Origin of the sequence: Saccharopolyspora shandongensis (assembly GCF_900106995.1) — a bacterium.
Taxonomy (GTDB): domain Bacteria; phylum Actinomycetota; class Actinomycetes; order Mycobacteriales; family Pseudonocardiaceae; genus Saccharopolyspora; species Saccharopolyspora shandongensis.
Genome location: NZ_FNOK01000019.1, coordinates 60,269 through 83,475, shown reverse-complemented (window position 1 = coordinate 83,475; position 23,207 = coordinate 60,269). Strand labels below are relative to the sequence as shown.

At 71.9% G+C, this 23,207-nt stretch carries 25 protein-coding genes; 14 read left to right on the top strand and 11 right to left on the bottom strand.

Annotation, left to right across the window (positions count from 1 at the left end):
- Positions 1–2 precede the first annotated feature (2 nt).
- From BLW84_RS21185 to BLW84_RS21175, 3 genes are read left to right on the top strand one after another with little or no spacing between them, the layout of a single operon-like run.
- Positions 3–983, top strand: a complete 981-nt coding sequence (locus BLW84_RS21185; protein WP_177226617.1) for a VWA domain-containing protein — start codon at positions 3–5, stop codon at positions 981–983.
- A 14-nt stretch (positions 984–997) separates the two neighbouring features.
- On the top strand, positions 998–1,588 hold the full coding sequence (locus tag BLW84_RS21180; RefSeq protein ID WP_093267870.1) for a class I SAM-dependent methyltransferase: 591 nt from the start codon (positions 998–1,000) through the stop codon (positions 1,586–1,588).
- A gap of 37 nt (positions 1,589–1,625) precedes the next feature.
- Complete coding sequence (locus tag BLW84_RS21175) at positions 1,626–2,348, top strand: MgtC/SapB family protein (RefSeq protein ID WP_093267773.1); 723 nt, start codon at positions 1,626–1,628, stop codon at positions 2,346–2,348.
- 107 nt (positions 2,349–2,455) lie between these two features.
- Here the strand turns inward: BLW84_RS21175 and trxA are convergent, their stop codons facing one another.
- Both trxA and BLW84_RS21165 read right to left on the bottom strand, forming a co-directional pair.
- Entirely contained in the window at positions 2,456–2,809 is a 354-nt protein-coding gene (trxA, locus tag BLW84_RS21170) for a thioredoxin (protein ID WP_093267771.1), read from the bottom strand.
- A 96-nt stretch (positions 2,810–2,905) separates the two neighbouring features.
- The gene (locus tag BLW84_RS21165) at positions 2,906–5,758 is read right to left on the bottom strand and encodes an FAD-binding and (Fe-S)-binding domain-containing protein (RefSeq protein WP_093267769.1); all 2,853 of its coding nucleotides are present in this window, start codon (positions 5,756–5,758) and stop codon (positions 2,906–2,908) included.
- 285 nt (positions 5,759–6,043) lie between these two features.
- On the opposite strand from BLW84_RS21165, the gene fabG reads away from it, so the two are divergent.
- From fabG to BLW84_RS21150, 3 genes are all read left to right on the top strand, one after another.
- Positions 6,044–6,748: a 3-oxoacyl-ACP reductase FabG gene (gene fabG / locus BLW84_RS21160; protein ID WP_093267768.1), complete on the top strand. Its 705-nt coding sequence runs from the start codon at positions 6,044–6,046 to the stop codon at positions 6,746–6,748.
- A 130-nt stretch (positions 6,749–6,878) separates the two neighbouring features.
- Positions 6,879–7,646 (top strand): enoyl-ACP reductase FabI, encoded by a 768-nt coding sequence (fabI, locus tag BLW84_RS21155; RefSeq protein ID WP_093267766.1) that lies wholly within the window; start codon positions 6,879–6,881, stop codon positions 7,644–7,646.
- 67 nt (positions 7,647–7,713) lie between these two features.
- Positions 7,714–8,733: a ferrochelatase gene (locus BLW84_RS21150; protein ID WP_093267765.1), complete on the top strand. Its 1,020-nt coding sequence runs from the start codon at positions 7,714–7,716 to the stop codon at positions 8,731–8,733.
- A gap of 62 nt (positions 8,734–8,795) precedes the next feature.
- Here BLW84_RS21150 and BLW84_RS21145 read toward each other — a convergent pair whose 3' ends face one another.
- On the bottom strand, positions 8,796–9,569 hold the full coding sequence (locus tag BLW84_RS21145) for a hypothetical protein (protein WP_177226608.1): 774 nt from the start codon (positions 9,567–9,569) through the stop codon (positions 8,796–8,798).
- Positions 9,570–9,709: 140 nt separating this feature from the next.
- Here BLW84_RS21145 and BLW84_RS21140 point away from each other — a divergent pair, with 140 nt between their 5' ends.
- The 3 genes from BLW84_RS21140 (at position 9,710) to BLW84_RS21130 (ending at position 12,202) form a co-directional block, all read left to right on the top strand.
- Complete coding sequence (locus BLW84_RS21140) at positions 9,710–10,516, top strand: DUF3097 domain-containing protein (protein WP_093267762.1); 807 nt, start codon at positions 9,710–9,712, stop codon at positions 10,514–10,516.
- 86 nt (positions 10,517–10,602) lie between these two features.
- Positions 10,603–11,034 carry an NfeD family protein gene (locus BLW84_RS21135; protein ID WP_093267869.1) on the top strand — a complete coding sequence of 144 codons (432 nt, stop codon included), beginning with the start codon at positions 10,603–10,605 and terminating at the stop codon, positions 11,032–11,034.
- 16 nt (positions 11,035–11,050) lie between these two features.
- Entirely contained in the window at positions 11,051–12,202 is a 1,152-nt protein-coding gene (locus tag BLW84_RS21130; RefSeq protein WP_093267760.1) for an SPFH domain-containing protein, read from the top strand.
- 66 nt (positions 12,203–12,268) lie between these two features.
- On the opposite strand, the gene BLW84_RS21125 is transcribed toward BLW84_RS21130, so the two are convergent.
- Genes BLW84_RS21125 through BLW84_RS21115 form a run of 4 tightly spaced genes read right to left on the bottom strand, consistent with a single transcriptional unit; the run spans position 12,269 to position 14,311 of the window.
- Complete coding sequence (locus BLW84_RS21125; protein WP_093267759.1) at positions 12,269–12,664, bottom strand: VOC family protein; 396 nt, start codon at positions 12,662–12,664, stop codon at positions 12,269–12,271.
- Positions 12,665–12,668: 4 nt separating this feature from the next.
- Entirely contained in the window at positions 12,669–12,995 is a 327-nt protein-coding gene (locus tag BLW84_RS49205) for a helix-turn-helix domain-containing protein (protein ID WP_245761283.1), read from the bottom strand.
- Positions 12,992–13,495 carry a DUF6597 domain-containing transcriptional factor gene (locus BLW84_RS49200; protein ID WP_245761282.1) on the bottom strand — a complete coding sequence of 168 codons (504 nt, stop codon included), beginning with the start codon at positions 13,493–13,495 and terminating at the stop codon, positions 12,992–12,994. The genes BLW84_RS49205 and BLW84_RS49200 overlap by 4 nt, the downstream gene beginning before the upstream one ends.
- 39 nt (positions 13,496–13,534) lie before the next feature.
- The gene (locus BLW84_RS21115) at positions 13,535–14,311 is read right to left on the bottom strand and encodes a class I SAM-dependent methyltransferase (RefSeq protein ID WP_218157397.1); all 777 of its coding nucleotides are present in this window, start codon (positions 14,309–14,311) and stop codon (positions 13,535–13,537) included.
- A 130-nt stretch (positions 14,312–14,441) separates the two neighbouring features.
- Between BLW84_RS21115 and BLW84_RS21110 the strand changes: the two genes are divergently transcribed.
- Positions 14,442–15,038 (top strand): TetR/AcrR family transcriptional regulator, encoded by a 597-nt coding sequence (locus tag BLW84_RS21110; RefSeq protein ID WP_093267757.1) that lies wholly within the window; start codon positions 14,442–14,444, stop codon positions 15,036–15,038.
- A gap of 12 nt (positions 15,039–15,050) precedes the next feature.
- Here BLW84_RS21110 and BLW84_RS21105 read toward each other — a convergent pair whose 3' ends face one another.
- Both BLW84_RS21105 and BLW84_RS21100 read right to left on the bottom strand, forming a co-directional pair.
- Positions 15,051–16,151 carry a winged helix DNA-binding domain-containing protein gene (locus tag BLW84_RS21105; RefSeq protein ID WP_093267756.1) on the bottom strand — a complete coding sequence of 367 codons (1,101 nt, stop codon included), beginning with the start codon at positions 16,149–16,151 and terminating at the stop codon, positions 15,051–15,053.
- 155 nt (positions 16,152–16,306) lie between these two features.
- A complete protein-coding gene (locus BLW84_RS21100) occupies positions 16,307–16,897 on the bottom strand; it encodes a DinB family protein (RefSeq protein ID WP_093267755.1) in 591 nt (196 codons plus the stop codon).
- Positions 16,898–16,958: 61 nt separating this feature from the next.
- Here BLW84_RS21100 and BLW84_RS21095 point away from each other — a divergent pair, with 61 nt between their 5' ends.
- The gene (locus BLW84_RS21095) at positions 16,959–17,936 is read left to right on the top strand and encodes a helix-turn-helix transcriptional regulator (protein WP_093267867.1); all 978 of its coding nucleotides are present in this window, start codon (positions 16,959–16,961) and stop codon (positions 17,934–17,936) included.
- A 55-nt stretch (positions 17,937–17,991) separates the two neighbouring features.
- Positions 17,992–18,444, top strand: coding sequence for a VOC family protein (locus tag BLW84_RS21090; protein ID WP_093267753.1), 453 nt, complete (start codon positions 17,992–17,994; stop codon positions 18,442–18,444).
- A 128-nt stretch (positions 18,445–18,572) separates the two neighbouring features.
- Here the strand turns inward: BLW84_RS21090 and BLW84_RS21085 are convergent, their stop codons facing one another.
- Complete coding sequence (locus BLW84_RS21085; protein ID WP_245761281.1) at positions 18,573–19,283, bottom strand: GntR family transcriptional regulator; 711 nt, start codon at positions 19,281–19,283, stop codon at positions 18,573–18,575.
- A 69-nt stretch (positions 19,284–19,352) separates the two neighbouring features.
- On the opposite strand from BLW84_RS21085, the gene BLW84_RS21080 reads away from it, so the two are divergent.
- Positions 19,353–20,630 carry an MFS transporter gene (locus tag BLW84_RS21080; RefSeq protein WP_245761280.1) on the top strand — a complete coding sequence of 426 codons (1,278 nt, stop codon included), beginning with the start codon at positions 19,353–19,355 and terminating at the stop codon, positions 20,628–20,630.
- A gap of 103 nt (positions 20,631–20,733) precedes the next feature.
- Positions 20,734–22,173, top strand: coding sequence for an aldehyde dehydrogenase family protein (locus BLW84_RS21075; RefSeq protein WP_093267750.1), 1,440 nt, complete (start codon positions 20,734–20,736; stop codon positions 22,171–22,173).
- A 48-nt stretch (positions 22,174–22,221) separates the two neighbouring features.
- Here the strand turns inward: BLW84_RS21075 and BLW84_RS21070 are convergent, their stop codons facing one another.
- On the bottom strand, positions 22,222–23,136 hold the full coding sequence (locus BLW84_RS21070) for a LysR family transcriptional regulator (RefSeq protein WP_093267864.1): 915 nt from the start codon (positions 23,134–23,136) through the stop codon (positions 22,222–22,224).
- Positions 23,137–23,207: the final 71 nt, after the last annotated feature.

The window sequence follows — 23,207 nt, the reverse complement described above, 5'->3', positions numbered from 1 at the left end:
TGTTGAGTTTGTCGGGATTCGCCACGCCGTGGTGGTTCCTGCTGTTGTTGGTGGTCGCGGCGCTGATCGTCGGCTACGTGTGGGCGCTGCGGCGCCGCCGCCGGGACACGCTGCGGTTCAGCAACCTGGAGGTGCTCGACCAGGTCGCCTCGAAGCGGCAGGGCTGGTGGAAGCACGTGCCGCCGGCGCTGCTGGGAGTGGCGCTGATCATGCTGACGGTGGCGCTGACCGGCCCGACCGCCGAGCAGCGGATCCCGCGCAACCGGGCCACCGTGATGCTCACCATCGACGTGTCGCTGTCGATGAAGGCCACCGACGTCGAGCCCAGCCGGCTGGAGGCCGCGAAGGTCGCGGCGAAGGAGTTCGCCGACAAGCTGACGCCGGGTATCAACCTCGGGCTGGTGTCCTTCGCGGGCACCGCGACGGTGCTGGTGATGCCGACGACGGACCGGGCCAGCGTCAAGCAGGCCATCGACAGCCTGAAGCTGGCGGAGGCGACGGCCACCGGCGACGGGATCAACGCCTCGATGCAGGCGATCGACTCGTTCGGCAAGATGGTCGGCGGCCCGGCCGGGGCACCGCCGGCGCGGATCGTGCTGATGGCCGACGGCGGGCAGACCATCCCGCGCGACCTGGACGCTCCGCGCGGCGCCTACACGAAGGCCAAGGAGGCCAAGCAGGCCGGCATCCCGATCTCCACGATCTCGTTCGGCACCAAGCACGGCAGCATCGAGATCCAGGGCGAGCAGGAGTGGGTCGAGGTCGACGACGACGCGATGCAGGAGATCGCCCGGCTCTCCGGCGGCGAGTTCCACAAGGCCGCCAGCGCGGAGCAGCTGCGCGAGGTGTACGCGACGCTCGGCGAGCAGATCGGCTACGAGACCAAGCACACAGACGCCAGCAAGCCGTGGCTGGTGCTGGGTACGCTCTCCGCGATCATCGCGGCCGGGGTGTCGATGTTCGCCGGCCGCAGGTTGCCTTAGTGACGGGAGCGCCGGTGGGCCAGGCAGCGGGTTTTCTGTGGGAGTTCGTCAAATCGCCGACCACGACCGCTGCGGTCGGTCCCAGCTCCCGGTCGCTGGCCGAGCAGATGGTCGCGCCGGTCCCGCACTCGGGCGACCCGGTGGTCGTCGAGCTGGGGCCGGGGACCGGCGCGTTCACCGAGGCGATCCAGCGCCGCCTGGGCGGCCGCGGGCGGCACCTGGCGCTGGAGCTCAACCCGCGGTGGGCGGCGGAGCTGGGGGAGGGGTACCCGGCGGTGGAATCGGTGTGCGCGAACGCCCGGGAGCTGCCGGAGTTGCTGCGCGAGCGAGGTTTGCGGGCCGACGTCGTGGTCAGCGGGCTGCCGTGGGTGGCGCACGCGCCGGTGGCCGGGGTGCCGCTGATCCGGCTGGTCGCCGAGTCGCTGGCACCCGGCGGCGCGTACACGCAGTTCGCCTACACCTGGACTAGGTGGGCCCCGCCGGCTCGACGGCAGCTCGCGGACCTGCGGGCCGAGTTCGAGGAGACGGTGATCAGCCGGACGGTCTGGCGCAACCTGCCGCCCGCGGTGGCCTACCTGGCCCGGCGGCCGCGGCGGGCGAGCTGATCGTGACCGCGCGGCGCCGGTGCGTTACGTTCCAGGGGTGTCTGGAGCGGTAGTAGCCGGGTTGGGCGAGGTTCCGCTGCTCGTCGAGTTGGGCACTGCGTTGCTGCTGTCCAGCCTGGTCGGGCTGGAGCGCGAGGTCCGGGCCAAGAGCGCCGGGCTGCGCACGCACGCCCTGGTCGGCGTCGGGGCCGCGCTGTTCGTGCTGGTGTCCAAGTACGGCTTCGGCGATCTGCTGGCGTTCGACAGGGTCTCGTTCGACCCGTCGCGGGTGGCGGCGCAGGTCGTCTCGGGCATCGGGTTCATCGGCGGCGGGTTGATCTTCGTGCGCCGGGACGCGGTGCGCGGCCTGACGACCGCGGCCACGGTGTGGCTGGTCGCCGCGATCGGCATGGCCTGCGGCAGCGGACTGGTGCTGCTGGCCGCGGCGGCGACGGCGGTGCACTTCCTCGTGGCGATGGGCTATCCGCGGTTGCTGCGGTTGATGCGCAAGTCGTTGCGGGAGCCGCAGGTGCTGCGCGTCGGCTACCTCGACGGGTACGGCGTGCTGCGGAGCGTGCTGACGCTGTGCACCAGCCGCGGGTGGACGGTGATGGACCTGGAGGTCGAGCGCGAGGACACCGACGACGAGCGACAGCGGACGGTGATGGTCGCGCTGCGGCTGCGTGGGAAGGTGCCGGCAGCCGCGCTGGTCGAGGAGATCAGCGCGCTGCCGGGCGTGCTGCACACCGCGGTCGGGGAGGCCTTCGAACCGGGCTTCTAGCTGGTCATTCATGATGTCGGGGATCCCACAGCGAGAAGGCGACAGCAACTCCCGCAGGGGGGGCCGCCACCCGCACCGCCACGCAAGACGCGCCCAACGAATGCTGGTCATTCCTTCGCGCTGTTACGGACCTCTTCCATGTCGAGCTCGCGGGCCTGGCGGATGAGGTCTTCGAAGACGTTCTCCGGCAGGGCGCCGGGCTGCTGGAAGACCAGGACGTTGTCGCGGACGATCGCCAGCGTCGGGATGGAGCGGACTTCGAAGGCCCCGGCGAGTTGCGGCTGGGCCTCGGTGTCCACCTTGGCGAAGACGATGTCGTCGTGCTTCTCGGCGCTGCGCTCGAAGACCGGCGCGAACATCTTGCACGGGCCGCACCAGTCGGCCCAGAAGTCGATGATCACGAACTCGTTGCCGGAGACGACCTCGTCGAAGTTGTCGGTGGTCAGTTCGACCGTTGCCATCTGCTTTTCCTCCTGGGCGGTTGCGGGCGTACCGGGGCAACGCGGCGTGGCCGTCCGCGCATTCCCCGACGAGTGTGTCGCATTCGCCACCCCCGGTCACGGGACGCCGAGTGCGCGGGCGACGAGGCTGGCGAGGTGGACGGGTTCGGCGTCGGTGGTCTGGCGGAGCTGGGTCCGGCAGCTGAAGCCGTCGGCCACGATCTCGGTGCCCGGCTCGGCCGCCCGCACGGCCGGGAGCAGGACCTGTTCGGCGCAGGCGACCGACACGTCGTAGTGGCCGCGTTCGAAGCCGAAGTTGCCGGCCAGGCCGCAGCAGCCGGAGTCCAGCACCCGCGCGCGGGTTCCGGTGGCGTCCAATGTGGCCTGATCGGCGGCGAAGCCGAGTTCGGCGTGCTGGTGGCAGTGGACCTGCACCAGCGCGTCCGGCCCGGACTCCCGCTGCCACCGCGCGCGGGTCGGCTCGACCTGCTCGGCGAAGGTCTTGGTCGCGGCGGCCAGCGCGGCGACGTCCGGGTCGTGCGGCGCGAGTTCGAGCGCATCGTTGCGCAGGAACGCCGTGCAGCTAGGTTCGAGGCCGACCACCGGCAGGCCGCGGTCCAGCTGCGGGCGCAGTAGGCGGGCGGTGCGGCGGGTGACCGCGCGGGCGATGCGCAGCTGCCCGGTCGAATGCCAGGTGAGTCCACAGCAGACCGGTTCGCGCGGCATTTCCACGGCGTGGCCGAGCGTTTCGAGCGCCACGACGGCGTCCCGGCCGATATGCGGGTCGAAGTGGTTGGTGAAGGTGTCCGGGAACAGCACTACGCGAGTGGTGAGATCGGGGATCGTGCGCCGCCCGGACCACCACGCCTGTAGTGTCTGCGCGGCCAGCTGCGGCACTTCGCGCCGCCCGTCGATCCCGCCGAGCCGCTTGATCGCGGGTGCCAGCGGGCCGGTCAGCACCCGGTTGGCCAGCCGGGGCGCGCGGTGCCCGACAGCCAGCCACAACGGCAGGAAACCCATCGAGTAGTGCGCGGCCGGGCGGATGCGGTGCCGGTAGTGGTGGTGCAGGAACTCGGCCTTGTAGGTCGCCATGTCGACATCCACCGGGCAGTCCGACTTGCAGCCCTTGCACGACAGGCACAGGTCCAGCGCGTCCCGGACCTCCGGCGAGCGCCAGCCGCTGCGGATGACGCGGCCGGCCAGCATCTCGAAAAGCAGGTGCGCCCTACCACGGGTGGAGTGCTTCTCCTCCCGCGTCGCGCGGTAGCTCGGGCACATCACCCCGCCTGTGGTGTTCAGGCACTTGCCCATCCCGACGCAGCGGCGGGTCGCGGCGGCGAGATCGCCGCCGTCGGCGTGCAGTGCCAGCTCGGTCCGGCCGGGCAGCCGGGGCGGGGCCACCAGCAGCCGCAGGTCGGCGTCGACCGGGCGCGGGCGCACGATCTGGCCCGGGTTGAGCAGGTCGTCCGGGTCGAAGGCGGCCTTGAACCGCTCGAACGCCTTGATCACCTCGGGCGGGTACATCCGGGCCAGCAGCGCGGACCGGGCCCGGCCGTCGCCGTGCTCCCCGGAGACCGAGCCGCCGTGGGCGACGACCAGGTCCGCGGCGGCCTCCAGGAAGTCCCGGTACTCGGTCGCGCCGGGCGAGGACAGCAGGTCGAAGTCGATGCGGACGTGGATGCAGCCGTCCCCGTAGTGGCCGTAGGTCACCCCGCGGCGGCCGTAGGAGGCCAGCAGCGCGTCGAATTCCCGCACGTAGGAGCCCAGCCGCTCGGGCGGCACCGCGGCGTCCTCCCAGCCGGACCACCGCTCGGAGCCGGCCATCCGCGTCGAGTACCCGGAACCCTCCTCGCGGATCTTCCACAGCGCCGCCATCCGCGCCGGAGCGGTGTGGATCACGCTCTCCGCGCGCTCGCCCATCGCCGCCGCGATGCGCCGCGCCGCCGCCTCGGCCTCGCCCTGATCGGCGCCACCGGATTCGACCAGCAGCCAGCTGCGCCCGCCGGGCAGCAGCGGCAGCGCTGGGGAGGCCGGGTTGCGCCGGCGCACGACGTCGACGAGTTCCGCGCTGAGCCCCTCGATCGCTAGGGCGTCCAGCCCGCGCAGCCGGGGCACTTCGTCGGCGGCGGCGTAGGTGTCGGGGAAGCCGAGCACCGTCATCGCCCGGACCGCCGGGGAGGGCACCAGCTGGACCGTCGCGCCCAGCACCACGGCGCAACTGCCCTCGGTGCCGACCAGCGCCCTGGCCAGGTGGAACCCGTTCTCCGGCAGCAGCTGGTCCAGGTTGTAGCCGGACACCCGCCGGGTGAGGTCCGGGAACGAGCGCCGGACCAGGTCGCCGGTGTCGTCGCACAGCGCCCGCAGCTCCTGGTAGAGCCGCCCGGTCCGGTCGCCGCGCGAGCACAACCGGTCGAGCTCGGCCGGCGTGGTCTCGCCGACCTGCAGGCGGGTGCCGTCGGCGAGCAGCACGTCCAGCGAGTGCACGTTGTCGACGGTCTTGCCCCAGGCCACCGAGTGCGTGCCACACGCGTTGTTGCCGATCATGCCGCCGAGCGTGCAGCGGCTGTGCGTGGACGGGTCCGGCCCGAAGGTGAGGCCGTGACCGGCGACGGCCGCGCGCAGTGAATCCAGCACGACGCCCGGCTGCACGCGGGCCAGCCCGCGCTCGGGGTCGACGTCCAGGATCCGGTTGAGGTGCCGGGAGAAGTCGACCACCAGGCCGGGGCCGACGGCGTTGCCGGCGATGCTGGTGCCCGCGCCGCGTCCGGTGACCGGCACGCCGTGCCGCCGCGCGACGGAGACCGCCGCGGCCACGTCGTCCTCGGTGCGCGGGAATACGACACCGACCGGCACCTGGCGGTAGTTGGAGGCGTCGGTGGAGTACATCGCGCGGGTGCCGGGGTCGAAGCGAGCGGGGCCGGAGAGCTCGCCGCGCAGTTCGGCGGCGAGGACGTCGGCTGAGGTTGCCATGCAAGCGCCTCCCGGGTTGCGATCGGGCCGGTGGTCATACACAAGTCGGGGACCCCGGAGTCCAGACGGCGTCTGCAACTCCCGCAGGGGGGCCGCCACTCGCACCGCTACACAAACCGGGGCCTCGACCTTTCCCTAGCGCAGTGTGCCTTGTCCCGTCGCTGTAGGGGGACCACGACATGGTGCAGTTATTTCTGTATGGAGGCGATGAGCGGCCGTGGGCGGCGAGCGGATAATGTCGCGGCTGAAACGAATCTTGCGGCATTGTTCGAGGGGAGATCCACAGTGGCACGGTCCGTTCTGGTGACCGGCGGCAACCGCGGCATCGGGTTGGCCATCGCGAAGGCCTTCCAGGCCGCCGGGGACAAGGTCGCGGTCACGCACCGCGGCTCGGGCGCCCCGGAGGGGCTGTTCGGCGTCCAGTGCGACGTCACCGACCCGGATCAGGTGGCCGCGGCTTTCGATGAGGTCGAGGCCGCGCACGGGCGGGTCGAGGTGCTGGTGGCCAACGCGGGCATCACCGACGACACGCTGCTGCTGCGGATGAGCGAGGACCAGTTCGGCCGGGTCATCGACGCCAACCTGGCCGGTTCCTTCCGGGTGGCCAAGCGCGCGGCGAGCAGCATGCTGCGCCTCCGCCGCGGCCGGATGATCTTCATCTCGTCGGTGGTCGGGCTCTCCGGCGGGGCCGGGCAGGCCAACTACGCGGCGAGCAAGGCGGGCCTGGTGGGCCTGGCCCGCTCGATCGCCCGCGAGCTCGGTTCGCGCAGCATCACGGCCAACGTGGTGGCGCCGGGCTTCGTCACCACGGACATGACCGACGCGCTGTCCGAGGAGCGGAAGAAGGAGATCTTCGGCCAGATCCCGCTGGCCCGGTTCGCCGCCGCGGAGGAGGTCGCGGGCACCGTGGAGTGGCTGGCCTCCGACGCCGCGGCCTACGTCACCGGCGCGGTGATCCCGGTCGACGGCGGCCTCGGGATGGGCCACTGAGCCCACGCCCTTGCGGTCGAACACTGTGGACGGACGCAGTGGACGATCCCTTCTTCTCGCGCCCGGCGGCGGCGCCCGGCGGTAGTCGCAGGTGCCCAGGCGCCTCACGAAAGCATTGCGGAGGAAACACGTGAGCGGATTGCTCGAAGGCAAGCGGATTCTGGTCACCGGTGTGATCACCGACGCGTCGATCGCGTTCCACGCGGCCAAGGTCGCGCAGGAGCAGGGCGCCGAGGTGGTGCTCACCGGGTTCGGCCGGATGAGCCTGGTGCAGCGCATCGCGGGCCGGCTGCCCAAGCCCGCGCCGGTGCTGGAGCTGGACGTGACCAACGCCGAGCACCTCGACAGCCTCGCCGACCGGGTGCGCGAGCACGTCGACGGGCTCGACGGCGTGCTGCACTCCATCGGCTTCGCCCCGGCGTCCTGCCTGGGCGGGGACTTCCTGGCCGCGCCGTGGTCGGACGTCTCGACGGCGGTGGAGGTCTCGGCGTACTCGTTCAAGTCGCTGAGCACCGCGACGCTGCCGCTGCTGGGCGAGGGCGCCTCGATCGTCGGCATGGACTTCGACGCCCGCGTCGCCTGGCCGGCCTACGACTGGATGGGCGTGGCCAAGGCCGCGCTGGAGTCGACCTCCCGCTACCTGGCGCGCGAGCTGGGGCCGAAGGGCATCCGGGTCAACCTGGTCTCGGCCGGTCCGGTGCGGACGATGGCGGCCAAGTCGATCCCGGGATTCGCCGACCTGGAGGCGGGCTGGGGCGACCGCGCGCCGCTGGGCTGGGACGTCAACGACCCGACGCCGGTGGCCAAGTCGGTCTGCGCGGTGCTGTCGGACTGGCTGCCCGCGACCACCGGCTCGATGATCATGGTCGACGGCGGCGTGCACGCCCTCGGCATCTGAGGCGATCGCGGCCCGCAGCCGGTGCCCCCGGCTGCGGGCGCTCGCCGCTCGGCGGCATCATGGTCGGGTGAGCTTTGATGCGTTGCTGTTCCTGTCGTTCGGTGGGCCCGAAGGCCCGGATGAGGTCCGGCCGTTCCTGGAGAACGTGACCAGAGGCAGGGGAGTGCCGCCGGAACGCCTCGACGAGGTCGCCGAGCACTACCACCACTTCGGCGGGGTGTCGCCGATCAACCGGCTCAACAAGGACATCATGTCCGCGCTGGAGGGCGAGCTCGCCGAGCAGGGCCGTCGGCTGCCGGTGTACTTCGGCAATCGCAACTGGTACCCGATGGTCGAGGACACCGTCGCGAAGATGGCCGACGACGGCGTGCGCCGCGCGCTGGTGTTCGCCACGTCCGCGTGGGGCGGTTACTCGGGTTGCAAGCAGTACCACGAGGACATCGCGCGGGCCCGCGCCGCGGTCGGCGAGCGGGCACCCGAACTGGTGAAGATCCGGCAGTTCTTCGACCACCCGCTGTTCATCGAGGCCAACGCCGACGCGGTCCGCCGCGCCTTCGCCGAGCTGGACCCGGCGCAGCGCGAGCAGGCGCGGCTGGTGTTCACCGCGCACTCGATCCCGCTGAAGGCCGACGCGCAGGACGGGCCGGACGGCCGCCCCCAGTGGTACTCCCGCCAGGTCGCGGAGGCGTCGCGGCTGGTCGCCGAGGCGGCCGGGGTGGACGCCTACGACCTGGTGTGGCAGTCGCGGTCGGGCCCGCCGCAGGTGCCGTGGCTGGAGCCGGACATCTGCGACCACCTCGACGACCTGCACGCCAAGGGCGTCCAGGCGGTGGTGGTCAGCCCGATCGGCTTCGTCTCCGACCACCTCGAGGTGGTCTGGGACCTGGACAACGAGGCCGCGGAGAAGGCCGCCGAGCTGGGCATGGGCTTCGCCCGCGCGGCGACGGCGGGGCCGGACCCGCGCTTCGCGAAGCTGATCGTCGAGCTGATCGCGGAGCACACCGACGGCGCCGAGCCCCGCAAGCTCTCCGAGCTGCCAGCGGCGGGTTCCAGCGCCAACGGGGAACCCTGCGCCCCGGGCTGCTGACGCGCGGACCAGACGAAACGATGGGGGTCACCTTCGGGCGAAGGTGACCCCCATCGTGATGTTCAGGGCTTTTCCGCGTGGTCGCCGAGGACGCGGACCATTTCGGCGACCGACGAGCGGCGGGCCGCCCGGACCGCGTCGAACAGCGGGCGCAGGGCCTCCGTGCGGCCGCGGATCGCCGAGGCGGACAGGGCGCCGCCGGGAGCGTCGTCGGTGGCGACCCACAGGATCGCCTCCACCTCGGTGGCTCGCTGCAGGATGCGCAGGGTGCGCTGCGGCACGCCCTCGGGCCACGGCGGCGCCGGGCGGGCCGAGATGGTCTGCGCGATCTCCTCGCGCACCCCGGGCCGGTGCTTGGCGACGCCGAGGTCGACCAGCGTGCTGGCGGCTTCCCGCATCGCCGAGGCCATGCCGTGCTCGGCCTCGCCGATCGGCAGGTGCTCGGCAGGCGGCAGGTCCCCGATGCCGAACACCGTCCAGCGCAGGATTCCCTCGGCGATGCGCTGGGGGACCAGCCCGATCCCGGCCTGCGGCAGCACGACGGCCTCGCCGACGCGCATGGCCAGCTTCGCGAACGGGCTCGAGCCGCCGAGACCGCGGGCATCGCCGGGCACTGGCAGCACCAGTTGGCCGCCGCCGGCACCGGCTTTGCGCAGCGCGGCCAGCAGCAGCGCCGGACCGGCCGGGGTCTCCTGGGGGCCGGGGAGGTCTAGCCGCGCGGCCAGATCCTCGTCGGCGGCGAGCACTTCCTGGGACTCGGCCCAGGTCTGCAGGGCATCGAGCAAGTCGTCCGAGGCGGCTGCACCGTGCAGCCAGGCGGACGTCCAGACAACCATCGTGGCGCTTGGGCAAGGCACGTCGAGAGAGGGTACGGACCGGATCCGCGTCCTGTCGTCCCGGGGGCGGCCACTGTGATCTGCGTTTCGGCGGCGCGCCGCCGACCACGTTGTCCCCGATCGGATTAACGTGACGCCTCGTGCGTTCGGTCAATTACGGCAAGGACATCCTCGCGGGCCCGCGGCGGCGGAATGTGCCCGAGATCCCCGCTGAACCCGGCCTGGTCGTCGAGGACCCGGCCAGCGGGTTCTGCGGCGCGGTGCTGTGGGTGGAGAAGGACACCGTCGTGCTGGAGGACCGGCACGGCAAGCAGCGCTTGTTCCCGATGCGCCCGGCCGCGTTCCTGTTCGAGGGCAAGCCGGTAACGCTGGTGCCGGTGCGCGGCGGCGCGCCCGCGAAGCCGAAGCAGTCGGCATCCGGTTCGGTGCGCGTCGAAGGGCTGCGGGCGCGCACCGCGCGCGGCAGCCGGATCTGGGTGGAGGGGCAGCACGACGCCGAGCTCGTCGAGCGGATCTGGGGCCACGACCTGCGGGTGGAAGGCGTGGTCGTGGAGCCGCTGCACGGCGTCGACGACCTGCCCGGGCTGCTGGCGGAGTTCGCGCCCGAGCCGGGACGGCGGGTCGGTGTGCTGGTGGACCACCTGGTGCCCGGCAGCAAGGAGTCCCGCCTCGTCGAGGGCATCGACGACCCGGACGTGCTCATCACGGGCCACCCGTACGTCGACATCTGGGAGGCGGTCAAGCCGCAGGTGCTGGGCATCCCCGGCTGGCCGCGGGTGCCGCGCGGCACGGACTGGAAGCAGGGCGTCTGCGCCGAGCTGGGCTGGGGCGAACCGGCCGACGGGTGGCGGCGCGTCCTGTCGTCGGTGTCGAGCTTCCGGGACGTCGAGACGCCGCTGCTCGGCGCGGTCGAGCGGCTCATCGACTTCGTCACCGAGCCGAGCTGAGCCGAGCGTGGCCGGCGACATCACGCGTTGATCACGTCGGACGATTCGTCCCTTCCCGTCGCGGGTGTCGTGTCACCATGGGTTACATGACGCCCGCGCTGCTTTGGCTCATCGCCGGGGTACTGCTGATCGCTGCCGAGGTGCTTTCCGGGGAATTCGTCCTGGTGATGCTCGGCGCCGCCGCGCTGGGTGCCGCCGGCTCATCCGCGCTGGGTGCGCCGCTGCCGGTGGATGCGGTGGTGTTCGCGGTGCTGGGACTGGGGTTGATCTTCGTGGCGCGGCCCGCGTTGAAGCGGCGGCTGCAACTGCCGCACGAGCTCAAGACCAATGTGGACGCCCTGGTCGGCAAGCACGCGCTGGTAGAATCCACTGTGGACGCGCATGGTGGTCAGGTGCGCATCGAGGGGGCGCTGTGGTCGGCGCGGGCGTTCGACGAAACCCAGGTTATCGAGGCGGGCCAGACGGTCACCGTGATGGAGATCGCGGGCGCGACCGCCGTCGTGTGGGCCGAGCCGTGAGGAGATTGAGGTACGCATGACCGGACTGATCGTGCTAGTGGTCGTGGTGCTGCTGGTGCTGATCATCGCCGTCAAGTCGGTGATGGTCGTGCCGCAGGCCCAGTCTGCGGTGATCGAGCGGCTCGGGAAGTTCCGGTCGGTGGCCGAGCCGGGCCTGAACTTCCTGGTGCCGTTCTTCGACCGGGTGCGCGCCCGGATCGACCTGCGGGAGCAGGTCGTCTCGTTCCCGCCGCAGCCGGTGATCACCCAGGACAACCTGACGGTGTCCATCGACACGGTGGTGTACTTCCAGGTCACCGACTCGCGCTCCGCGGTGTACGAGATCTCCAACTACATCATCGCGGTGGAGCAGCTGACGACCACGACGCTGCGCAACGTGGTCGGCGCGATGAGCCTGGAGGAGACGCTGACCTCGCGGGACGCGATCAACACGCAGCTGCGCGGGGTGCTGGACCAGGAGACCGGGCGCTGGGGCATCCGGGTCGCGCGGGTGGAGCTCAAGGCGATCGACCCACCGCCGTCCATCCAGGACTCGATGGAGAAGCAGATGCGCGCCGACCGGGAGAAGCGCGCGATGATCCTCAACGCCGAGGGCGCGCGGGAGTCGGCGATCAAGACCGCTGAGGGCCAGAAGCAGGCCTCGATCCTCGCGGCTGAGGGCCAGAAGCAGGCGGCGATCCTGACCGCCGAGGCGGACCGGCAGTCCAGCATCCTGCGGGCGCAGGGTGAGCGGGCCAGCCGGTACCTGCAGGCGCAGGGCCAGGCGAAGGCGATCGAGAAGGTCTTCGCGGCCGTCAAGCGCGGCAAGCCGACGCCGGAGCTGCTGGCCTACCAGTACCTGCAGACGCTGCCGCAGATGGCGCAGGGCGACGCGAACAAGGTGTGGCTGGTGCCCAGCGAGTTCGGCAAGTCCCTGGAGGGCTTCGCGCGGATGCTCGGCGCGCCCGGCGAGGACGGCGTGTTCCGCTACGAGCCGCCGAAGGAGGAGCCGCCGGCCGGCGCGCCAGAAGAGGAGGAGGACTCGGTCAAGTCCTGGTTCGACACCTCGACCACGCCGGAGGTCGCGGAGGCCGTCCGGGCGGCCGAGGCGGTGGCCCGCAAGGAGGTGCCCAGCGCGACCGACCTGGGCACCCGTGCGCTGCCGGAGCAGCCGGAACAGCAGGGCTGAGCTGAGAACAGGAGAAGGGCCCGGCGGAACGTCGTTTCCGCCGGGCCCTTCTCGTCGTCGTGGCCGTCAGCTGCCCGCGTAGGTCCCGAAGCTCCAGGTGTTGCCTTCCGGGTCGCGGACGACGAAGTCCCGCGAACCGTAGTCCTGATCGGACGGTTTGAGGACGACCTCGGCCCCGGCGGCGACGGCGCGTTCGAACAGTGCGTCGGGATCGTCGGTGACCACGTAGGCGGTGCCCGAGCCCCGCGGCTTGGCGAACGGGCTCGCCGCGTCGCAGGTGCCGAACATGATGCCGCCGCCGTGCGGCCAGCCGAGTTCCACGTGCACGATCTCGCCGTCGTCGCCGGGCACGATCAGGGTTTCTTCGAAGCCGAAGGCCTCGACCAGGAAGCGGATGGCGGCCTTCTTGTCGGTGTAGGGGATCAGCGGCCAGATCCCGGTCCGGGTCGTGTTCGTCGTCATGGCCTCAGGATGCGTCGGCGAGGTGCGTCGCGCCTTGGACGAATGGAAGCTCCTCCGCCATCCACCGCGACGGTGGCACGCCGGTGAACTCCAGCCAGTCGCGGTTGAAGTGGGCCTGGTCGGAATAACCGCAGTCGGCGGCGACGTCGGCGAGGCTGCCGCGGGTACCGTTGATCAACCGGCCGCGCGCCTGTTCGAGGCGCATCACCCGGCTGATCAGCTTGGGTGGCAGGCCGAATTCGCGGCGGAACCGCGAGCCGAGGTGCTGGCGGCTCCAGCCGACGTCGGTGGCCAGGGACGCGACGGGAACGTGCCCGTGGGTCTCGGTCATCCGCCGCCAGATCCAGTCGAGCTCGGGGGAGGGGAGCGCGGCCGGGGCCGCGAGCCGGGCGAGCGCGTCGTTGAGGAGGGCGAAGCGATCGCTCCAGGTGGTCGCGGAGCGCAGCCGCTCGACGAGTTCCTCGGTGCGGCCGCGCCCAGCATCGCGGCGAGGTCGACGCCGGTGTCGGCGAGTTCCCCGGCGGGCATGCCCAGCAGCGCGCGGGCACCCAGCGGCGTCAGACCCAACTGGATGCCGTGCTGCAGTTCGCCGTGCGTGATCCGGGTCGGTTTGCGGTGCAGACCGCCGACGAGGGCGGTGTAGGACTGCGCTGGTCCCGAATCGGGGGCGATGTCGACGGTTTCGTCCAGCGTGAGGATCACGGTCAGGCTCCGTGACGGCAGGCCGCGGTGCACGCCGGGCGCCGAGCGGATGCGGTATCCCGCCATGTCGGTGATCAGCGGTCGCAGGTGGGGCGGCGGCTTCGCCTTGACGTACTGCGTCTCAGCCACGCCGGAAGACTAGACGCCGGGCCTGACGTCCGCGTTGCCCTACTCGACGGCGGCACCGGATCGCGCCGCGGTGGCCGCCAACGTCGTGTACGCCATCGTGAAGCCGCCGCCGATCTCGTCGATGGCGGTCCCGACGGCGTCCAGCACCTCCGTCAGCTCGTCCGGCGGGAGCAGGGTGAGGGCACCGGTGGTGGGCAGCAGGTTCAGCCATTCTTCGCGGGTGTAGCGCTGCTCCCAGTCGAATCGCCACTGCTCCGGCTCGCCGAACTCGCCCGACTGCCGGATCCCGTCGACGGCCGTGGCGAACATCGTCTGGTAGACGTCCTGGGCAGGCTTGGCCGATCGGGCGTGGAGGTTCAAGGGCGAGTCCGGCGCCACCCGCCGGTAGGCCGCGGCGAAGGCCTCCGCCACCGGGGGAGGGGGTTCGAAGACGTGCGCGAACACCGCGAGCCGACCTCCGGGCCGGAGCACCCGCGCGGCCTTGGCGGCGCCCGCGACCGGGTCCACCCAGTGCCAGGCCTGGCCGGCGACGACCGCGTCGAAGGTCCGGCCGGCGGGATCCCACGCCTCGAAGGTCGCCACCTCGACCTCGACGCCGGTTCGCCGGGCGAACTCGGCCATCCGCGCGTCGGGGTCGACGCCGAGCACGGCGCAGCCGGCCGCCTGGAACTGGCGGGCTTCGATGCCGGTGCCGCAGCCGACGTCGAGGACGTCGGGGCCGGGGCTGGCGGCGACGATCCGCTCCACCAGGGCGTCGGGGTAGTGGGGCCGGGCCTGGTCGTAGCGCTCGGGGTTGACGCCGAACGACTCCGCCATCTTCCGGGCTCGATGCGGCTCTGGCCGGGCCGGGGAAGAGTCCCCGGACGGTATAGTGGGCATGTGCCCACCCTAGTGGGCGCATGCCCACTAGGGCAACGTGACCATCGAAGTGCGGAGGGATTGCGCGGTGCCGACCGGGGTGCACATTCGCGACGCGCGACAGCAGCTGTTCGACGCCGCCGAGCGCGTCCTGCTGCGGGACGGGCCGAGCGCGCTGACCAGCAGGGCGGTCACCGTCGAGGCGGGATGCGCCAAGGGTGTCCTGCACCGGCACTTCGCCGACTTCGACGCCTTCCTCGCCGAGCTCGTGCGAGATCGCATCGCCCGGATCGAGGCCCAGACCGCCGACCTCCGAGCCGCGGCCGGAACCGGCGAGGTCGCGGGCAATCTCACCGGCGCGCTGGCGGACCTGTTCGACTCGGTCGCGGTGGCGATCGTCGGCCTCGTCGTCTTCCGGGACGAGCTGCGCGCCCGGCTGCGCCGGACCGGGCACGCCCACGGCATCCCGCTCCTGGCGGAAGCAGGCACCATGATCGCCTCCTACCTCGCCGACGAGCGCGAGCTGGGCCGCATCGCCGCCGACGCGGACGTCGACTCGCTCGCGCTCTCGCTCATCGGCGCCGGGCACCTGCTGTTCGCGGGTAGGGCATCGCCGGACGCCGGAGCGCTGGACAAGGTCGTGACCGCGGTGATCGCCGATGTCGTGCAACGACGACTGCTGTGAACCGGCGCCGGTTCACCGGGGAGCGGCGGCGATCTGCACGCGGTCGCTGTCCTTGTCGGAGAGGAACGACGCGAGTTCCTGCCCGTGCTCGGCGACGGCGGTGCGGTCGGCCGGGGAGAAGCGGCGCAGCGGGGTGACGATCACGGTGTCGGCCTCGACGGTCCAGGTCGCGGCGACCCGGCCGTCGACCAGGACGAAGCGCGCGCCGGTGACCGACAGGCCGCGATGGGCGTCGTCGATGATCCGGCTGCGGTCGTCGTAACCCAGGACCGCGTTGTCGAACGCCGGCAGGAACCGCACCGGGGCGGGTGCGTCGGGGCCGGGGCGCGGCGCGTCGGGCAGATCCAGCAGTTTCCGGCCTCGCTCGTCGCGGAAGACCACCAGCTCGTCGCGCATCGCGGCCACCGCTGCGGGCAGCCCGGCCAGACCACACCAGGCGCGCAGGTCGGCCGACGAGGCCGGGCCGAACGCGGCCAGGTAGCGCCGCACCAGCGCCTGGCCCACCGGATCGGAATCGTCCGAGGGCAGCGGGTCCATCTCGCGCCCCAGCCAGGAGGAGAACAGTGCGTTGCGCACGCCTGCCTTCGCCAGCCAGAGCCCGCGCGGTGGCAGCTGCACCACCGGGATGAGCGCAGCGAGCAGCATTTCGCCCAGCGCCCGCACGCCCGCCGTCGGCCAGTGCTCAGCGAGAGCCCGCGCGAGCTCGGGCATCGAGCGAGGCTCGCCGTCGGCCATCACCGCCCGGCCCGCCGCCGCGAGCTCGTCCAGGTCGACTCCGTCGAGCTCGCGGCGGTAGGTCCCGAGCACCCGCTGGCGCAGCATGGCGTCGTAGCGGGCCCGCCAGGACAGGGCGTCGGCGGCGGTGACGAGGTGGACGGTGCGGCGCATGAGGTGGATCCGCACCGCGTCCCGCCCCGTCAGCAGGTCCGAGAGCGCAGGTGGGGTGAACGCGCGCAACCGGGACCAGAGTCCGACGAACGGCTCCTGCGGTTCCTGCGCCTGCAGGCCGCCGAGGTGCGCGACGGCGTCGAGAGCAGGCATGTCGGCGCGATCGAGCAGCAGCTGCCGGGCCAGCGTCGCGCGATTGAGCGCCCGGGCGTCGAGAACGGTCATCGGGTCAGCACCTCGCCGATGAGCCGGACGCGGTCGGTCATGGTGCCCGGGCGGTAGTGGAGAACCCGCCCGGGCTCGCACATCTTCACAGCGATGCAATTCCTTTCGATTTCGTGCAAGTCCGGGCGAGCTCGATCTGGTCGGGATGCCGCCGGTCAGCTCGACGTCTGGCCGTCGAGCGTCTCGCGCAGGATGTCCGCGTGCCCCGCGTGCTGGGTGGTCTCGGCGATGACGTGCACCAGTACCCGGCGCACGCTGTGCGCTGCTCCTGGCTCGTTCCACGGCGCTTCCGGAAGCGGGTGCGTCGCCGACAGGTCGGGCACGGCGGCGATGATCTCCTCGCTGCGGGCGGCGACCTGCTCGTAGCGCTCGATGACACCGGCCAGCGTTTCGCCGGGCAGCATCCGGAAGCCGTTCTGGTTGTCGATCGCCCACTGCGGGATCTCACGTGCGGTACCGGCCGCCAGGTCTGCCCAGGTGACGCCGGCGGGCAGGTCGAAGCGCATCGCCGACGGCCCGTCGAGCGCGAAACGCATCCATTGTTCCTCCATGGCCGCCACGTGCTTGATCAGCCCGCCCAGGCACAGGGCGCTGGCCGTCGGGCGCACGCCGGCCTGCTCGTCGCTGAGCCCGCGCGTCGTGTTGATCAGGGCGGATCGCGCGGTCGCGAGCTCGGTGAGCAGGTCGGCCCGCTCGCCGTCGAGGGTGGCGGTCGTGCCCTCGCGGTCGTTCTCGTCGTTCAGCATGGGACCACGGTCGCAGGAGAAGCGGACAGGATGTGGCCGCTTCTTGGGGCAGTATTGGTTCGTGCCGAAGACATCAGCGCGACTGCTGTCGTTGCTCTCCCTGCTCCAGGCGCGCCGCGACTGGCCGGGGGCGCTGCTGGCCGAGCGGCTGGAGGTCAGCGAGCGGACCGTGCGCCGCGACGTCGACCGCTTGCGCGAGCTCGGTTATCCCGTGGTGGCGATCAAAGGTCCCGACGGCGGGTACCGGCTGGACGCGGGCGTGGAACTGCCGCCGCTGCTGTTCGACGACGAGCAGGCCATCGCCCTCGCCGTCGCGCTCCAGAGCGCCGCCACCGCCGGTGCGGGCATCAAGGAAGCCGCGGCGCGAGCGCTGAACACCGTCCGGCAGGTCATGCCCGCACGGCTACGCCGCCGGATCGACACCTTCCAGATCACCGCCGTCGAGCGGCACGCGACCGGGCCGCCCCCGCCGGTCGACAGCGGCGTGCTCATGGCCCTCAGCGCCGCGGTCCACACCCGCGAGGTGTTGCGCTTCGACTACGCGCCCGTGTCCCCGTCGCGGGTGGGCGGCAGTGGTGCGCCGCGCCGGGTGCAGCCGCACCATCTCGTCACCTGGGGCGGGCGCTGGTACCTCGTCGCCTGGGATCTCGACCGCGAGGACTGGCGCACCTTCCGCGCGGACCGGATCACCCCGCGCATCCCCACGGGCCCCCGTTTCGTCCCGCGCGAACTGCCGGGAGGTGACGTGGCCGCCTTCGTCTCCGGCCGGTTCCGGGGCTTCGGCGGCTCCGGCGACTGGCCCTGCCGCGGCGAGGTGATCCTCGACGTGCCCGCCGACGAGGTATCCCCCTACGTCCGGGAGGGCGTGGTCGAGGAGCTCGGCCCGAACCGCTGCCGGCTCGTCCTCGGTTCCTGGTCGTGGCCCGGACTGGCCGCCACCATCGGCAGGTTCGACGCGGACATCGAGGTCGTCGGGCCGACCGAGCTCAAGGACGCCTTCGCGCACCTCGCCCGCCGCTACGCCGCCGCGGCGAGCTAGGGGAGTACGGCCCACCGCTTGCCGCCGAATCCCGGTAACCGATATAACTGGTTACATGGCACTGAGCTGGAAGCTGGTCATCGACAGCACGAACGCACCCGTCCTCGCAGACTTCTGGGCCGAGGCCCTGGGCTACGAGGTGGAAGACCCCAGCGCGCTCATCGAGCAGCTGCTGGCCGCCGGCCACATCGGCGAGGAGGCGGTCGTCGAGCATCGAGGCCGCAAGAACTTCCGCGGCTACGCCGCGGTCCGCCACCCCGAGGACCCGTTCGACGGGACCAGCGGCGTCGGCCGCGGCCGACGCCTGCTCTTCCAGGACGTGCCCGAGGGCAAGGCCGGCAAGAACCGCCTGCACATCGACGTCCACAGCGAGCCCGGCGGCCGCGAGGCGCTGGTGGCCAAGCTGGAGGGGCTGGGGGCGACCCGCGTCCGCGAGGTCGATCAGGGGCCCGCCGGGCACTGGTGGCTCATGCAGGACCCCGAAGGCAACGAGTTCTGCGTGGCGTAGACCTGTGTCGGGCCGAACCTCGGTTCGGTTCGACACAGAATTTTTATAATCACAATCATTTCAGTGTTGATCGAAATTAAACCTCCGGCTGGCCGCTGACCACTCCGGCTCGCCGATCGAAAACGGCTTCAGACGTCCGAATCCGGGTCGAGGTAGGGGCCGCCTGCCACGCCGAACACGCGGACCGTACCCAGGAGGTGCTCGCGCAGCCGGGTCTTGGCCAGCTCGGGATCGCCGTCGCGCAGCGCGTCCGCGAGGTGCGCGTGCTGCTGGGTGATGCGGGGGCGCACGGCGTGGGTGCGGGCCATGGCCGTGATCCGCATCTGCTTGTCGCGCAGGGCGTTGTAGAGGTCGGCGACCACGGGATTGCCCGCCGAAGCCACCAGGGTCGCGTGGAACGCGCGGTCGGTCTCGTGCATCTCGGCATCGCTGAGGTCGGCGGCATCGCAGGCCGGGTGCGCGGCCAGCTGCTCGCCGACCGCGGTCATCGCCTCGCGGCCCTGCATGGCGAGCTTGTCGATGGCGAAGCTCTCCAGCGCCAGCCGGGCCTCTACGACCGCCCGCGCCTCGGTGGCGGTCACCGGCACGACCAGCGCGCCGCGCTTCGGGTACAGCCGCAGGAATCCTTCGGTCTGCAGCCGCAGGAAGGCCTCGCGCACCGGGGTGCGCGACATCTGCAGCGCGTTCGCCACTTCGCCCTCGGACAGCAGCTCGCCGTCGGGGTAGCTGCCGTCCAGCAGATCGGCCTTGACGTGGTGGTAGGCGCGGTCCGCAGCGGGGAGCTCGGCTGCGGCGGCAGTGGCGGAGGACACGGCTTCGCGTGGTGTTGCGCTCGACACGAGGTCATCGTACTTCTACCCAACTTGTATCTATGCTGAATACAAGATTTTCCAGGGGAGGAGTTTCCGGTGTCCGAGACCGTCATGACCGCGCCACCCGCCAGGGAGCAGGGTGATCGCCCCAGCTCGTCGAGGGTGGCGTGGCTGGTGTGGGGAGTCGGCGCGCTCTGCTACTGCGCGGCGCTTTTCCACCGCGCCAGCCTCGGCGTGGCGGCGCCGGAAGCGCTGCAGCGCTTCGAAACCGGGCCCGCGGTCCTGGCGCTGTTCTCCGCGCTGCAGCTCGGTGTCTACCTGGTCCTGCAGGTGCCGTCGGGGCTGCTGGCGGACCGGCTCGGGCCGCGGAAGGTGATCACCGGCGGCATGGTCGCGATGGCCGTCGGCTCGGCGGTGTTCGCGCTCACCGGGTCGATCATCGGCGGGATCGCCGGCCGGATGCTCATCGGCTTCGGCGACGCGTTCATGTTCACCAACGTGCTGCGGCTGGCGGCGCACTGGTTCCCACCGCACCGGTTCGGCAAGGTCGCGGCCCTGACCGGGCTGGCGGGCGGTCTGGGGCAGGTCGTCTCGACGCTGCCGCTGGGCCTGACGCTGCACAGCCTGGGCTGGGTGCCGACGTTCCTCGGCGCGGCCGGGCTGACGGTCGTGCTCGCGGTGGTCGCGGGGCTGGCGATCCGGGACCAACCGGCGAACGCCCGGCCGGAGCACGAAGCGCCGGCGTCGCCGGAGCGGGTCTGGCACACGTTGCGCCACGTCGTCGCGCAGCGCGGCACCAAGCATTCCTTCTGGGTGCACTTCGTGCTGATGTCGCAGTTCCTGGCGGTGACGACGCTGTGGGGCGGGCCGTGGCTGACGAAGTCGCAGGGGCACGGCCAGGCCGAGGTCGGTTCGCTGCTGATGCTCAGCGTGTTCGGCTTCATCGCGGGCTCGTGGTTCGCGGGCCAGTACATCTCCGGCCGCCCGCAGCGGCGCGACCGGTTCACCCTGGGCCTGTCCTCCGTCGTGGTGCTGGTGTGGGCGGTGCTGGTCGGCTGGCCAGGGACGTTGCCGATGCCGGTGCTGGTGGTGGCGCTGGTGCTCGTCGGTGTCGGTGGCGGCGGGGCCATGCTGGCCTTCGACGGGGCGCGAATGGCCAACGCGGCGCACCGCTCTGGGACCGCCTCGGGCGTGGTCAACATGGGCGGGTTCTCCGCGGCCGTGCTGGTGCAGCTGCTGGTGGGCGCGGTGCTGCAGGCGGTATCGCAGCTGCCCGCGGCGCAGGCGTACCGCTGGGCGTTCGCCCCGGTGCTGATGCTGATGGCGGTGGGCACCCTGGCGCAGTGGTTGCGGCGGCCGGTGAAGGCGGGCTGACTCGGCGAGCCGTCTACACGCGCCCGGCGTGGCGGCTAGGGTCGGTGGGCAGACGTGGCACCGGCCGGCCACCGACGGTCGGGCTCAGCGATGGAGGCCTTTGTTGACCGCGGCGCTGGAACTGCACAACTTCGTCGGCGGCGAGCCCGCCGGCACCCTGGCCGGAGAGACGCTGCCGTTGGTGGATCCGAGCACCGGCGACGAGTACGGCACCGCTCCGCTGACGCGGTGGATGGATGTGGACGCGGTGATGGCCGTCGCCGCGTCGGCGTTCGAGCCCTGGTCGCAGACGACCCCTCGGCAGCGGCAGCAGGTGTTGCTGGACGTCGCCGACGCGATCGAGGATCGGGCCGACGAGCTGGTGGTGGCGGAGTGCCGCAACACCGGCAAGCCCTGGACGGTGGTGCGCGATGACGAGCTGCCGTTGGCGGTGGACCTGATCCGCTTCTACGCGGGGGCGGCGCGGGTGCAGGAGGACGGCTCGGGCGGCGAGTACCAGCCGGGGCACACGTCGTTCTCGCGGCGGGAGCCGATCGGCGTGTGCGCGCAGGTCACGTCGTGGACGCATCCGTTGTTGCTGGCCGCGGCGAAGTTCGCGCCGGCGTTGGCGGCGGGGAACACCGTGGTGCTCAAGCCGGCCGAGACGACGCCGGTGAGCACGGCGTTGCTGGTGGAGATCGCGGGTGGCTTCCTGCCGGCCGGGGTGTTGAACCTGATCTGCGGGGATCGCGACAGCGGTCGGGCGATGGTGGCGCACGAGGTGCCCGGGATGTTCTCGATCACCGGCACGGTGCGGTCCGGGATGGAGGTCGCGGGTTCGGTGGCCGCCGATCTCAAGCGGGCGCACCTGCAGCTGGGCGGGAAGGCGCCGGCGGTGGTGTTCGACGACGCGGACGTGCCGCGGGCGGCGCGGCGGATCGCCGCGGCGGCCTTCGGGAACGCAGGCCAGAGCTGCACGGCGGCGAGCCGGGTGCTGGCGGGTCCGGAGGTGTTCGACGAGCTGGTGGCGGCGTTGGCGGAGTGGGCCGAGGCGATGCGGCCGGGACCGCCGCAGGATCCGGATGCGGCGTTCGGGCCGTTGAACAGCCTGGGGCAGTTGGAGTTGGTGCAGGCGCATCTGGAGCGGCTGCCGGAGCACGCGCGGATCGTCGCGGGTGGGCGGCGCAAGGGGGAGCGGGGGTTCTTCCACGAGGCGACGGTGGTCGTCGGGGTGGAGCAGGACGACGAGCTGGTGCAGAACGAGGTGCTGGGGCCGGTGCTGACGGTGCAGCGCTTCGACAGCGAGCAGGAGGCCGTGGAGCTGGCCAACGGGGTGCGCTACGGGTTGGTGTCGAGCATCTGGACGCGCGATCACGCGCGGGCGATGCGGGTGTCGCGGCGGATGCAGGCCGGGACGGTATGGATCAACACGCACCACCCGCTCGTGGCGGAGATGCCGCACAGCGGGTTCAAGCATTCGGCGTCGGCGCGGGACTTCGGTCGTTATGGGCTGGAGGAGTACAGCCGGATCAAGCACGTGATGTCGGCCTGGGACGAGGAGTAGACCCCGTTTCGGGCTCGGTTGGTACGCCGCTGCAGAGCCGGCGTGCGCTCATCCGGCGGCGCCGGTGTCCGAGGTGCGCATGGCGATGGCCAGCAGGGCGGCGGCCGGGCCGGTGAGCTGGAGGCCGGCGCGCCAGACCGCGTGCAGCGGCCGGTGCAGGTCGAGGCCGGTGACGGGCACGTCGACGAGGCGCTGTTCGGCGAGGTCGGTGGCGACGGCGAGGACGCTGAGGACCGCGGGGCCGGCGCCGGCGACGACGGAGTTGCGCACGGCTGTGGTGGAGCGCAGTTCGAGCAGCGGGGTGACGGGCTCGGCGCCGACCTCGACGAGGGCGCGGTAGAGGGTTTCGCGGGTTCCGGAGCCGTGTTCGCGCACGATCAGCGGGGTGGCGGCGAGCTCGGTGGCGGGCAGGGGGCGGCGCAGCCGGGCCCAGGGGTGTTCGGGCGGTGCGACGACGACCATGCGGTCGCGGGTGACGAACCGGACCGAGACGCCTTCGGGTGGCACCGGGGTTTCGATGAAGCCGAGGTCGGCGTGGCCGTGGCGGACGGTTTCGGCGACGGCCAGGGAGTTGGCGACGTCGAGTTCGAGGTGCACGTCGGGGAGGGTGGCGCGGAGCCGGCTGATCCACCGGGGTGCGAGGTATTCGGCGATGGTCATGCTGGCGGCGACGCGGAGTTTGGCTTCGTGTTGGGCGCGCAGGGCGCGTACGCCGTTCATCAGGCCGTCGACGTGGGCGAGGACTTGCCCGGCCCAGTCGCAGACCATGGTTCCGGCGGGGGTGAGCGTGCAGCCCTGGCGGGTGCGTTCCACCAGCGGGAGGGCGAGTTGGCGTTCCAGCCTGCTGAGCCGTTTGCTGGCGGAGGGCTGGCTGATGCGCAGCTCGGCCGCGGCGGCGCCGATGCTGCCGAGTTCGCCGACGAGGACCAGCAGCCGGAGCGATTCGGGATCGGGCGGGGCCATGCCCCAAGGATAGGTCGGTGGCCGGGCGGTGTCGGTCGGCAGCCGGTTGCCGTGCTGGTGGGCCATGCACT